The organism is uncultured Bacteroides sp. (assembly GCF_910578895.1).
GTDB lineage: Bacteria > Bacteroidota > Bacteroidia > Bacteroidales > Bacteroidaceae > Bacteroides.
The window spans coordinates 1-13,032 of sequence record NZ_CAJTSC010000073.1 but is presented as its reverse complement, the minus strand read 5'-3'; the positions used below and the strand labels follow the sequence as shown (position 1 = coordinate 13,032).

Annotated in this window: 12 protein-coding genes and 1 pseudogene; 8 read left to right on the top strand and 5 right to left on the bottom strand. The window is 49.7% G+C overall.

Annotated elements, in window-relative coordinates:
- Positions 1–468: 468 nt before the first annotated feature.
- Together QZ327_RS13205 and QZ327_RS13200 are read right to left on the bottom strand one after the other, a co-directional pair.
- Positions 469–576, bottom strand: a pseudogene (locus QZ327_RS13205) (gamma-carboxymuconolactone decarboxylase); the annotation flags it as partial.
- A 79-nt stretch (positions 577–655) separates the two neighbouring features.
- A complete protein-coding gene (locus QZ327_RS13200) occupies positions 656–1,417 on the bottom strand; it encodes an SDR family oxidoreductase (RefSeq protein WP_294620028.1) in 762 nt (253 codons plus the stop codon).
- Between the two features lie 504 nt (positions 1,418–1,921).
- Between QZ327_RS13200 and potA the strand changes: the two genes are divergently transcribed.
- From potA to QZ327_RS13160, 8 genes are all read left to right on the top strand, one after another.
- Positions 1,922–3,307, top strand: coding sequence for a polyamine ABC transporter ATP-binding protein (gene potA, locus QZ327_RS13195; protein ID WP_294620026.1), 1,386 nt, complete (start codon positions 1,922–1,924; stop codon positions 3,305–3,307).
- Positions 3,308–3,348: 41 nt separating this feature from the next.
- A complete protein-coding gene (locus QZ327_RS13190) occupies positions 3,349–4,122 on the top strand; it encodes an ABC transporter permease (RefSeq protein WP_294620030.1) in 774 nt (257 codons plus the stop codon).
- On the top strand, positions 4,119–4,910 hold the full coding sequence (locus QZ327_RS13185) for an ABC transporter permease (RefSeq protein ID WP_294620024.1): 792 nt from the start codon (positions 4,119–4,121) through the stop codon (positions 4,908–4,910). The genes QZ327_RS13190 and QZ327_RS13185 overlap by 4 nt, the downstream gene beginning before the upstream one ends.
- A 57-nt stretch (positions 4,911–4,967) precedes the next feature.
- Positions 4,968–6,299, top strand: coding sequence for an ABC transporter substrate-binding protein (locus tag QZ327_RS13180; protein WP_294620022.1), 1,332 nt, complete (start codon positions 4,968–4,970; stop codon positions 6,297–6,299).
- A gap of 56 nt (positions 6,300–6,355) precedes the next feature.
- A complete protein-coding gene (gene nagA, locus QZ327_RS13175; protein WP_294620021.1) occupies positions 6,356–7,522 on the top strand; it encodes an N-acetylglucosamine-6-phosphate deacetylase in 1,167 nt (388 codons plus the stop codon).
- Between the two features lie 121 nt (positions 7,523–7,643).
- Positions 7,644–8,318, top strand: coding sequence for an OmpA family protein (locus QZ327_RS13170; RefSeq protein WP_294620020.1), 675 nt, complete (start codon positions 7,644–7,646; stop codon positions 8,316–8,318).
- Positions 8,319–8,921: 603 nt separating this feature from the next.
- On the top strand, positions 8,922–9,212 hold the full coding sequence (locus QZ327_RS13165) for a hypothetical protein (protein ID WP_294620019.1): 291 nt from the start codon (positions 8,922–8,924) through the stop codon (positions 9,210–9,212).
- Positions 9,213–9,301: 89 nt separating this feature from the next.
- A complete protein-coding gene (locus QZ327_RS13160; protein WP_294620017.1) occupies positions 9,302–9,739 on the top strand; it encodes a lipocalin family protein in 438 nt (145 codons plus the stop codon).
- Between the two features lie 204 nt (positions 9,740–9,943).
- Here QZ327_RS13160 and QZ327_RS13155 read toward each other — a convergent pair whose 3' ends face one another.
- The 3 genes from QZ327_RS13155 to QZ327_RS13145 all read right to left on the bottom strand — a co-directional run bounded on the left by QZ327_RS13155 (position 9,944) and on the right by QZ327_RS13145 (position 13,002).
- Positions 9,944–11,092, bottom strand: coding sequence for a cytochrome d ubiquinol oxidase subunit II (locus QZ327_RS13155; RefSeq protein WP_294620015.1), 1,149 nt, complete (start codon positions 11,090–11,092; stop codon positions 9,944–9,946).
- Between the two features lie 80 nt (positions 11,093–11,172).
- Positions 11,173–12,726 (bottom strand): cytochrome ubiquinol oxidase subunit I, encoded by a 1,554-nt coding sequence (locus tag QZ327_RS13150; RefSeq protein ID WP_294620013.1) that lies wholly within the window; start codon positions 12,724–12,726, stop codon positions 11,173–11,175.
- 54 nt (positions 12,727–12,780) lie between these two features.
- Entirely contained in the window at positions 12,781–13,002 is a 222-nt protein-coding gene (locus QZ327_RS13145; RefSeq protein ID WP_294620011.1) for a DUF4492 domain-containing protein, read from the bottom strand.
- Positions 13,003–13,032 lie beyond the last annotated feature (30 nt).

The window sequence follows — 13,032 nt, the reverse complement described above, 5'->3', positions numbered from 1 at the left end:
CAAAATATCAGCATATTATAATATTATATATCTTGCCGCCTACAATTCTTTCATTTAAGCCGCGAGAGTGCCATACTTACGGTTAATAAATTGTCATCGATTTCCCATAAGCATGGCAGGAGGATAATTGGAAAGTCATGCAGATAATCATAACAAAAAAAACACTTAAAGCAAGGACCGGTTTAAATTGTGCCCGCCATTAACTCCGCTCAAAACATCTTTTATTTTTTTGATTTCAGCATACCCTTTTGAGCATCCTTTCCGAAGATGCTTTCCTGTTTTAATCAAGAGCATAGCGGGCTATGCAACAAATCACATTATTATGTACGAACGTGTGTGTGTGAGAAAAAAGATGCGCCGCATTTCTGCATGTTTGCATGTTTTGCATGCCATATACGTATCGTTTCGTAAAGTGCCACTCTGTAATCCTGAAGTGCCACTCTGCAACTCCAAAGTAGGACTTTACAACTATTCAAGTTTATCATACTCCTCGTCCGTCACCGGTTCAAACCACTCGTTGGAAGTTTCTTCTTCGGGAACCTCGAAAGCAAGATGAGCAACCCAACCGCCGGCAGCCGGCACGAAACAAAAAAAGCCTCTCCCCCTTGCATCCGAAGGAAAGAAGCTTCTTCGTCCCATGCCGGACAAACGGCACTTACTTCCGGCTGACAATCGTACCTGTAGCCTGGTTAGCAGGCATCACCAGCACTTCCGCCACCTGTATATGCCCGGGGACGGTAGCTGCAAAGTACACCACTTCGGCAATATCGTCGCCCGTAAGCGGACGGATGCCTTTGTATACATTATCGGCAGCAGCCTTGTCTCCACGGAAACGCACTACGGAGAAGTTCGTTTCCACCAGACCGGGTTTGATGTTCGTCACCCGCACGGGAGTATCCACGAGGTCAATGCGCAACCCATCGGACAATGCCTTCACTGCCGCCTTGCTGGCGCAATACACACTACCGCCCGGATAGGCATAATCGCCTGCAATGGAGCCCATATTGATGACGTGCCCACGTCCGCGTTCCACCATTCCGGGAACGACAAGGCGCGTCATGGCGAGCAAAGATTTTACATTGGTATCAAGCACAACGTCCCATTCGTCCAAATCGCCTTCGTGCTCCTTGTCAACACCTATCACCAATCCGGCATTGTTAATCAGCACATCTATCGCCTTCCATGCTTCAGGAAGCGAGTCGAGGGCGGCTTTCGCAGCCCGGCGGTCACGTACATCGAAAGGAAGCAGACATACGTCCGCATGATACTCCACTTCCAGTTCCCGTTTTACGGCAACCAGTTTCTCCACATTCCGCCCATTGAGAATCAGGCGGTGCCCATTCATGGCAAACTTGCGCGCACAGCCCTCTCCTATTCCCGAAGAGGCACCTGTGATAAGTACGATTTTCTTTTCCATACCGAGTAATTATTTTCGAGTAATTATTTTTAAGCAGATGTCGGACAATCAATCATCAGCGTTTACGATGCGATAATCCGCTTTCAGGAAATCCGATATTACAGACTACAAAGTTATGACTTATTTGCAAGTATAGGTGCATTGCCCGCAACTTATAATTCATCAATCCACGTTTTTTTCATTTACAGGAGTTAGAGGATTATAAGGAGTTATCAGCCGCCAAGTCGGCTTGGTAGTTAAAGCCGATACCTCTGTAACGATGTCATACACAAGAGTATCGGTTCTAACTCCTTTAACGAACTCCTGACGAAGCGATGCGAAGTGATAACTCCTTTTAACTCCTCTAACTCCCCTCAATGAAAAAGCCGTGACCGATGCCGAACAAAATTCCAACAGGCTCTTAAAGTTTTCAAGAAAATATGTACCTTTGCAACGCTTTTTATTGCCCGGCTGTATATCCGGCAGAAATTTGTTTAATTCGTTTGGATAAAGTAAGAAACGCTTATGCAAAAGTCCGACTGCATCATCGGTGTAGAACACGTATCGAAGTTCTTCGGAGACAAGGCCGTACTGAATGATGTGAATTTGTCTGTCCGTAAGGGCGAGTTTGTAACGATACTGGGACCGTCCGGTTGCGGAAAGACGACATTGCTGCGTCTGATTGCGGGTTTCCAGACCGCCTCGGAAGGAGTGATAACCATTGCCGGGCAAGACATCACACAGACACCGCCCCATCGCCGTCCGGTGAACACCGTATTCCAGAAATACGCCCTGTTCCCCCACCTCAACGTATTCAACAACATCGCTTTCGGGCTTAAGTTGAAGAAGATGCCCGCCGCCACTATCGAGAAGAAGGTGAAGCAGGCGCTCCGCATGGTGGGAATGACCGACTATGAAGACCGCGACGTGGACTCTCTCTCCGGCGGACAGCAACAGCGTGTCGCCATAGCCCGCGCCATCGTCAACGAGCCGGAAGTGCTGCTCCTCGACGAGCCGCTTGCCGCATTGGACCTCAAGATGCGCAAGGACATGCAGATGGAGCTGAAAGAGATGCACCAAAAGTTGGGCATCACCTTCATATACGTCACCCACGACCAGGAAGAAGCCCTCACGCTGAGCGATACCATTGTCGTGATGAGCGAAGGCAAAATACAGCAGACAGGCACGCCGATAGATATATACAACGAACCTATCAACTCTTTCGTGGCAGACTTCATCGGCGAAAGCAACATCCTGAACGGTGTCATGGTGCACGACCAACTCGTCTCTTTCTGCGGGCATGAGTTCGATTGCGTGGACACGGGATTCGGACAGCAGACACAGGTGGACGTCGTAATCCGTCCGGAAGACATATACATCTTCGAGCCTTCGGATGCGGCGCAACTGACAGGAACCGTGACAAGTTCCATCTTCAAAGGCGTGCACTACGAAATGCTGGTACAGACCCGCGAAGGCTACGAACTGATGGTGCAGGATTACCACTGCTTCGAGGCGGGCCGCGAGGTGGGATTGTTAGTGAAGCCTTTCGACATCCATGTGATGAAGAAAGAGCGCACTTGCAACACGTTCGAGGGGAAACTGCTGGACGAAAACCACGTGGAATTCTTAGGTTGTAGCTTCGAGTGCAGCCCGGTGCACGGCATCCTGCCGGAAACGCCCGTGAAAGTGGAAGTAGACTTCCGCGACGTCATCCTTGAAGACAACGAGGAGGATGGCAGGCTGACGGGTGAAGTGAAATTCATCCTTTACAAAGGAAACCATTACCACCTCACCGTGTTTACCGACTGGGACGAAGATATCTTCGTAGACACCAATGACGTATGGGACGATGGAGACCGGGTGGGAATACGGATTGCACCGGAGAAGATAAAAATAACGGTTAATCATTAATCACCAATCACCGGAAAATGATGTCATTGCCCAATTTCTTTATGCGGCGGCGCAACTGGACTCTGCCCTACGCGCTGTTTTTGCTGATATTCGTGATAGTGCCGCTATTGCTCATTGTGTTGTATGCCTTCACAAATGCCGAGGGAACGTTTACCCTTGCCAACTTCCGCAAGTTCATGATGCACCCGGAAGCGATGAACACCTTCATCTACTCCATCGGCATAGCCATCATCACCACGCTTGCCTGCCTGCTGCTGGGCTATCCGGCGGCATACATCCTCAGCCAGAGGCAGTTCAACACCTCGCAGACCATGGTGGTGCTGTTTATCCTGCCCATGTGGGTGAACATACTGATACGCACGCTTGCCACCGTAGCGCTGTTCGACTTCCTGAACCTGCCGCTGGGCGAAGGCGCACTCGTATTCGGCATGGTCTACAACTTCCTGCCGTTCATGATTTATCCCATATACAACACCTTGCAGAAGATGGACCACAACCTCATCGAAGCCGCGCAAGACCTCGGCGCCCATCCCCTGCAAGTGTTCGGCAAGGTCATCTTGCCCCTCTCCATGCCGGGCATCATGAGCGGCATCGTCATGGTGTTCATGCCTACAGTCAGCACCTTCGCCATAGCCGAGTTGCTGACGATGAACAACATCAAACTGTTCGGCACCACGGTGCAGGAGAACATATACAACGGAATGTGGAACTACGGTGCGGCACTGTCGCTCATCATGCTCTTGCTGATAGGCGTCACCATCCTCTTCACCAACGAGGAAGACAGCGCATCCAATGAAAGCGGAGGTGTGATATGATGACACGTGTTCTTGCCAAAGGCTACCTGTGGCTGCTGCTGGCGCTGCTCTACTCGCCTATACTTATCATCATGGTATTCTCGTTCACCGAAGCAAAGGTACTGGGCAACTGGACGGGATTTTCCACCCGGCTCTACAGTTCGCTCTTCACGGGCGGCATGCACCACTCGCTGATGAACGCCATCTGGAACACTTTCGCCATAGCCATGCTTGCCGCCACCGCCAGCACGGCTTTGGGTAGCATCGCCGCCATCGGCATCTTCAACCTGCGCACGCGCACACGCCAGGTGATGAACTTCGCCAACGCCATACCGATGATGAACGCCGACATCATCACAGGCGTATCGCTGTTCCTGCTGTTCGTCAGTTTCGGCATCTCGCAGGGCTTTGCCACAGTGGTATTGGCGCACATCGCTTTCTGTACTCCCTACGTGGTGCTGAGCGTAATGCCCCGCCTGAAGAAGATGAACCAAAACGTCTACGAAGCAGCTCTCGACCTCGGTGCCACCCCGTTTCAGGCGTTGCGAAAGGTCATCCTGCCGGAGATATTGCCGGGCATGATAAGCGGATTTATCCTTGCCTTCACGCTCTCCATCGATGATTTTGCGGTAACCATATTCACCATCGGAAACGAAGGGCTGGAAACGCTCTCCACCTACATCTATGCCGATGCACGCAAAGGCGGACTGACACCGGAACTGCGTCCGCTCTCCACGATTATTTTCGTGACCGTGCTGGTGCTGCTGATTGTCATCAACAAACGGGCGGAGCGTGCACGGAAAAATTAAATCCGCCCTGCAAGCCGAAAGCATAGCATGACTAACCTGCCGAACAAAAAAAGAAAAATGAAAAGATTGAAAAACCTGTTCCTTCTCCTCTGTCTCGTCCTCACAGCCGCTTCGTGCAAGGATTCGGGCGAAGAACGCAGCCACGTGCTGAAAGTGTACAACTGGGCGGACTACATCGACGAAGATGTCCTCGCCGAATTTCCCGAATGGTACAAGCAGCAGACGGGAGAAGAAATCCGCATCATCTACCAAGTGTTCGACATCAATGAAATCATGCTCACCAAGATAGAACGCGGGCATGAGGATTTCGATGTCGTGTGCCCGTCGGAATACATCATTGAGCGCATGCTGAAGAAAGACCTTCTTCTGCCTATCGGACGCGACTTCGGCAATACTCCGGACTATCTTCCCAACATTTCCCCCTACATCCGCCAGGAGCTGAACAAAACCAGCCAACCGGGACGTACCACTACCGACTATGCCGTGCCCTACATGTGGGGAACCGCCGGAATCCTCTACAACCGGAGTTTCGTCACCACGGAAGAAGCCGGCAGCTGGCAATGCCTTTGGAATCCTAAGAACAAAGGCAAAATCCTGATGAAAGACAGCTACCGCGACGCTTACGGCACGGCTATCATCTATGCCCATGCCCGGCAACTTGCCGACAGCACCGTCAGCGTGGAGCAACTGATGAACGACAATTCCCCCGAAGCAATAGCCCTTGCCGAGAAGTATCTGAAAGCCATGAAGCCCAACATTTCCGGTTGGGAAGCCGACTTCGGCAAGGAAATGATGACCAAGAACAAGACGTGGTTCAACCTTACCTGGAGCGGTGATGCCGTATGGGCCATTGAAGAAGCCGAAGCGGTAGGTGTGGACCTGGATTACGTGGTGCCGCAAGAGGGCAGCAATATTTGGTATGACGGTTGGGTAATCCCCCGTTATGCGCGCAATCCCCGTGCCGCCGCCTACTTCATCAACTACCTGTGCCGTGCCGAAATCGCCCTGCGAAACATGGATGCCATAGGCTACGTCAGTGCCGTTGCCACCCCGGAAATCATGGAAGCCAAACGGGATACCACCATCGGCATACGTTCCGACCTCAGCTATTTCTTTGGCGAAGGCACAGGTGCCGACAGTCTGCAAATAAATCCCGTGCAATATCCCGACCGCCGGATTGTGGAACGCTGTGCCATGATACGCGACTTCGGCGACCGCACCGAACTCGTACTCGAAATGTGGAGCCGCGTGAAAGGCGATAACCTCAATACCGGCATTGTACTGCTGATATTCTCCGTATTCGGGATACTGTTCGTGTGGCTGGTATACGGCAAGATACGCAAGTACCGGCAAAAACAACGCCACCGCCGGAGACGGAGAAGACGATAAACCAGAAAGCACAACATTGAAATCCAAATTTATAAATCTTAAATCAAAATCTGAAAATGCTTACTCAAATCATCAACGGACGCATATTCACTCCGCAAGGCTGGCTGAATGAAGGTTCTGTCCTGATACGCGACGGAAAAATCCTTGAAGTGACCAATTGCGACCTCGCACTTATCGGTGCGCGGCTCATCGATGCCAAAGGCATGTATATCGTACCGGGGTTCGTGTGCATGCACGCACACGGCGGTGGCGGACACGACTTCAACGAGTGTACCGAAGAAGCGTTCCGCAGTATCATCCATGCGCATCTCGGTCATGGTGCAACGAGTTTCTACCCTACCGTTTCGTCCTCCCCGTTCGGCAAACTGCATCAAGCTGTCCGTGTATGCGAGCAACTTATGGCAGAACCGGACAGCCCCGTACTGGGATTGCACATCGAAGGTCCTTACCTCAATCCCAAAATGGCAGGTGAACAGTTTGCCGGTCAAGTAAAGGAGATTGTCCCGCAAGAATACCGCGAACTTGTGGAAAGCACACACTGCATCCGCCGCTGGGACGCCTCTCCCGAACTGCCCGGAGCACTGGAGTTTGCCGGATACCTGCGTAAAAAAGGCATATTGGCAGCAGTATCGCACACCGAAGCCGAATATGAAGGCATCCGTGCCGCCTATGAAGCCGGATTTAGCCATGCCGCACACTTCTACAACGCCATGCCGGGCTTTCACAAGCGCCGCGAATACAAGTACGAAGGTACCGTGGAGAGCGTCTACCTGACCGATGGCATGACCATCGAACTCATTGCCGACGGCATCCATCTGCCGTCTACCATCTTGCGTCTGGCATATAAGCTGAAAGGTGTGGAACACACATGTCTCGTCACGGACGCCCTCTCTTGTGCCGCCACCGAAGGCAAAGAGACCAATGACCCGCGCTATATCATCGAAGACGGCGTGTGCAAGCTTGCCGACCGCTCTTCGCTGGCAGGCAGCATCGCCACTATGGATGTGCTGGTGCGTACCATGGTCCAAGCCGGCATCCCGTTGGGCGATGCCCTGCGCATGGCTTCCGAGACTCCGGCGCGTATCATGGGAGTCTCCGCGCGCAAAGGTTCTTTGCAGAAAGATAAGGATGCCGACATCCTCATCATGGATAAGGAACTGAACGTGCGTGCCGTATGGCAGGCAGGAAAATTGATGCAAGAGAATTTCCTGAATTACAAATAACACAAAAACAGGTTCTGATTCTCTTAAAAAAGCTGCAACGGTAAACATTTTGATACCGGCAGATGTATTATATACATAAACTTGAATCAGTAAAACTTGAACCAATTTAAAAATAAAAAGTATGAAAAAGATGAAATTTGCAGCATTCCTGCTGAGCGGCGCCATACTACTGGGTAGTTGCGCCACAATGAACAATAAGGCAAAAGGCGGTATCATTGGCGGCGGTTCGGGCGCAGCGGCGGGAGCTATTCTGGGCGGATTGTTCGGCAAAGGCAAAGGCGCAGCCATCGGCGCAGCGGTAGGTGCGGCGGTAGGTACGGGTGCCGGTGTGGCAATCGGCCATAAAATGGATAAAAAAGCTGCCGAAGCCGCCAAGATTGAGGGCGCACAGGTGGAAGTGGTGAAAGATGCCAACAACCTGGATGCCGTCAAGGTGACATTCGACTCCGGCATTCTGTTTGCCTTCAACTCCTCCACGCTGAGCAACGATGCGAAAGCTTCCTTGCGCGACCTTGCCAAAATCCTGAAAGAAGACCCCACCACGGATATCGCCATCATAGGGCATACCGACAAGGTAGGCACGTACGAAGCCAACATGAAGGTTTCCAAAAACCGCGCCTATGCCGTAGAGAATTACCTGCAGAGCTGCGGTGTGTCTCCTTCGCAATTCAAGCAAGTGGAAGGCGTGGGATATAATCAATACGACGAAAGTCTCTCTGCCGACCAAAACCGACGCGTGGTAATATTCATGTATGCCAGCGAACAGATGATTAAGAATGCGGAAGCAGGGAAATGATATTCCTGAAAACCGGTACAGGTTGTCTGTAATCCGAAGCATGTAGCATTTATTTTAAGGAGTTAGAGGAGTTAAAAGGAGTTTTCAGCCGCCAAGTCGGCATAAGAGTTAAAGCCGATACTTTTGTAACAATGTCATACAAAAGAGTATCGGCTATAACTTCTTTAACTACTGACGAAGCGAGACGAAGTGATAACTCCTCTAACTCCCCTAAATGCAAAAGCTGTGCGCTCTTCTTAAAATAAATGCTACATGATGGTGCGCAGCAAAGGAATATTCACTACATTTGCATGCAAACAGTATACAAACTAAGATATTAAAACAGAAAGCCGAAAAAAGCATAAACTATTAAATGAACATAATTTATAGGATTCAGGAAAAGCGTTTCCATTCTTATACTTATTAAATATTGAGCTTTAGCTCTTGTTCTCGATCCTGAAAACCGCCAATTTGAAAGACCATTGAGAATAAGTAAGCGAAGGTTCACGCTTTCGGGCGTGAACTGTTCGTACTTGTCGAAATGGTCGGGTGCTTGGCGGTGCCTCAGGAATAAGATAAGTAACGAATGGTTCCGCCTTTTTTTATTGTCGCCACGCATACGATATGGTACACATCGGACAACTCATAGAAGATGAATTGCACCGCCAGGAACGTTCCGTTGTCTGGTTTGCAAGGAAATTGTATTGCGACCGCACCAACGTGTACTCTATATTCAAACGGCAAAGCATAGACACCGACCTGCTGATGCGCATCTGCCACATATTGAACCGTGACTTTTTCGGCTGCTATTCCGCCGAGTTGGCATCGGAATCCCCTTTGGCAACGGACTACCCTGTATCTTCCGCCACAGCCGAAGACAAACGCAATGTAGAAAAAAACACTACACTTCTGTAGAAGCACCTGTCACACACTTCCCCATCCGCTCTTCCATGCATCAGCTATCTTTGCACCGTTTTAATATTAACTTAAAAAATAGAGTAAACATGAAGAAATTTGAACTGAAATTTTGGCTGTCGTGCATGGTGATGGCATTGTGCGTAGGTTTTACCTCTTGTAGCGATGATGACGATGAAGGCATTGCAGGCGATGCCAAGACACTCATCATCGGTACGTGGCAGTCTACCTGGAATAAAGGGTATGAAATTTACGATGGTGAAAAAGAAGAATGGGATGAAGCCTATACCGATGAAGTCTACACGTTCAAAAAAGACGGAACCGGAACGTATAAGGATGAGTATGATAACTCTACCGACCCATTCACTTGGAGCGTCTCCGGAAACAAACTGAAACTCACTTACGATGACAACGACAGTGATGAAGTAGTTATCAAGACACTGAATGAAAACACGGCAGTACTCGTAGTTCAATACAAGGATAAAGATACGGAGTATTATGACGAAATGACATTCAAAAAGAAGTAATCTGTAGAGAAAAAAGGAAAACGACCTGTTTTCCCGCATTGAGGAAAAGCATATATTCCGAATAAGGGAAAATGAGAAACAGAAAAAAGACCGGGTGTATATCAAAGTGCTGACAAAATTTTGATATACACCTGGTCTTTTTCATCCGAGCCTCAACATAACGCTACCGGAAACAGGAGCGGTAAACTTCCGAAGCCGGCAGCCTTAATAAGCATGTCCCCCTTCTTCCTGCATTTCCCCTGCATCTATCTTCTTCTTGTCGATGCTGCGCCAAGCGTAGAAAATGTATGCAAGCACGAAAGGAACCAGTACGGACACGTAAGCCATTACCCGTAGCGTGAACTGGCTGGAGCAACTGTTTGCCAGCGTAAGCGAACTCTGCAAGTCGACGGTAGAGGGATAATAAGCGGTATTGTTATAACCTGCCACAAGCAACAGCGACAGCACCGTAAGTACCGTGCCTGCACCGGCAAACCATATACCTTTGTCGAACGCCGGCTTCCACACCGTGCGGACAATGCCCCAAAGCACCGCCAGCACGCCGGTAAGGAATACAACCAGCACTATCGGCAACTCAATGAAATTCGTCAGATACTTATAAGGCTCCATAAACACCTCTCCTGTTTCCGGATTTACCGCATAACCCTCGGCAACCAGCGTACGGATGACAAATGCCAGGAAGAACACAAGAAACAGTCCTGTATTGCCCCACAATGCACGGCGGCAACGCTGCACCAAATCCGCATCGTTGATATTATTGATAAAGTAAAGTACGCCGAGAACGCGGGCAAGGAAAAACACGGCAAGTCCCAGCACTACGTTCCAAGGATTGAGCAGCGCATCCAGACCATGTCCGGCATTCGCCCAGCTGCTGATGACCGGCATCGCCATATCCGCAATATTACCCTTGTCGACATAGAATGCCGACCCTGTAAAAAACGTTGCCACCGCACCGCCCAGCAGCAAAGGACCTACTACTCCGTTTATCACCAAAAAGATGCGATACGCAGTCTTGCCCAACAGATTGCCCGCTTTCGACTGGAACTCGTAGCTGACAGCCTGCAACACGAACGTAAAGAGGATAATCATCCACAGCCAATATGCTCCGCCGAAACTCGTGCTGTAAAACAACGGGAACGATGCAAAAAACGCACCGCCGAACGTTACGAGCGTAGTAAACGTAAACTCCCATTTGCGCCCCGTAGAATTGATTATCATCTTACGTTGCTCTTCCGTCTTGCCCAGACAGAATATCAATGAGTTACCTCCCTGCACAAAAAGCAGGAAAACAAGGATGGCTCCCAACAAGGATACTATAAACCACCAATATTGTTGAAGAAAAGTATAAATCATTTTGGAATTGTGAATTATGAATTGTGAATTATGAATTGTGAATTACGATTTCATGATTTCAGATGTATGCGGATTATAAATCATAAATCCCTCTCCGGTCCTTTCCGTATCGCTTTCAGCATGATGCCCGCTTCTGCAACCAGCATCACAGTGAACAATACAAGGAAAATGAAGAAAGTGGTTTGCACAGAACCGACATCAAGCCTGGAGACAGCCGCACCGGTGGGTAGCATGTCCTGAATGGCCCACGGCTGACGTCCACACTCGGCAACCACCCACCCCGCCTGTCCGGCAAGATAGCCCAACGGAATGGTCAGCATTGCCACCCAGTGCATCCAACGCATCTGCGATAAATCTTTCTTATAAGCAAAAAAGAGCACGGCAATAAAGAAAAGGATAAAGTAACCGCCCAACATCACCATCACGCGGAACATATAGAACGTAAGCGGTACGTTAGGCACCAGCTCATTCACATCTTTGATATAACCATAACCGAAATACGCCACATTCTCCTTCAGCACAGCAGCTGCCATTCGGGCATCGGCATCGTTGCCCGCTGCTTTGGCGGCACGATAAGCGGAGAAAGCGCCGATAGCCTTCTTCCCCTTTTCAATCTTTTCTTGGGCGGAGAGTGCCATACTACCGTCTTTCAGCGGATAGCCGCCCTTCAGCAGGTCATTAATGCCCGGCACGAAAGCCTTCGCGTCACGTTCGGCAAGCAGTGAAAGGAACTTGGGAATTTCCATGCGGAAGAGGAAAGCATCTTTTCCGTCATCCGCCGTTTTCTTACCGGGATTAAGAATGCCGAAAGCCACCAGTCCGGCTCCTTCCTGCCCCTGATAATAGCCTTCCATGGCAGCCAGTTTCATGGGTTGTTTCTGCGCCACCTGATAGCCGGAACCGTCGCCCGTCCATGCGGAAAGCACAGCGGCAAACAGCCCTACCCAAGCAGCTATCTTTATGCTGGACACAGCAAACTTCTTCTCCCTGTTCTTCCATAAATACCAACAGCTCACTCCTGTCACAAACACCGCAGCCAGCACCCAGCCGGACAACACGCTGTGGAAAAATTTATTGACTGCCATCGGCGATGTGGCAACCGCCCAAAAATCCACCATTTCATTGCGGGCCGTATCGGGATTGAACTCCATCCCTACCGGATTCTGCATCCAGGCGTTAGCCACCAAAATCCACCAGGCGGAGAGCGTGGCTCCCAATCCCGTCAGCCAAGTGGAAGCCAAATGGAAACGTTTGCTAACCTTGTCCCAGCCGAAAAACATCACGGCTATGAACGTGGCTTCCATAAAGAATGCCAAAATCCCTTCAATGGCAAGCGGCGCGCCGAAAATGTCGCCTACAAACCAACTGTAATTGCTCCAATTCGTACCGAACTCGAACTCCAAAATCAACCCCGTGGCAACACCTATGGCAAAGTTGATGCCGAATAGTTTCATCCAGAACTTGGCGGCATGTTTCCAAAACCCGTCGCCCGTACGGTAGTACATCGTTTCCATGATGCCCATAATCACCGCCAGCCCTAAAGTAAGCGGCACGAAAATCCAATGATAGATAGCGGTCAAGGCAAATTGCGCTCTCGACCAGTCAATCAGAGAAGTGTCAATGTTTTCAAGCATGAGAGTTAAATATTTAGTGATAAATTTGAAATATTACCCGTCAGGCATCGCCTGTTATTCTCCATCTGCCCGCATAATCAGTTCGCGGCTGACAAACCCTTCCTTATCTCCATCGCCGGCAACTTTGTTCAAGTAATTGGGAAAAAAGAAAAGACGCAGGATAAAAAACATGATAAACAGCTTGATTGCAATTATAAACCACAAGGTGCGTCCCAAAGTCATACTCCGGAAACCATCGGCATAAAACTGCCAGATATTGGTGAGAAGGTTTTTCATAGGAACCTAAATTATAATCATTACAAATAT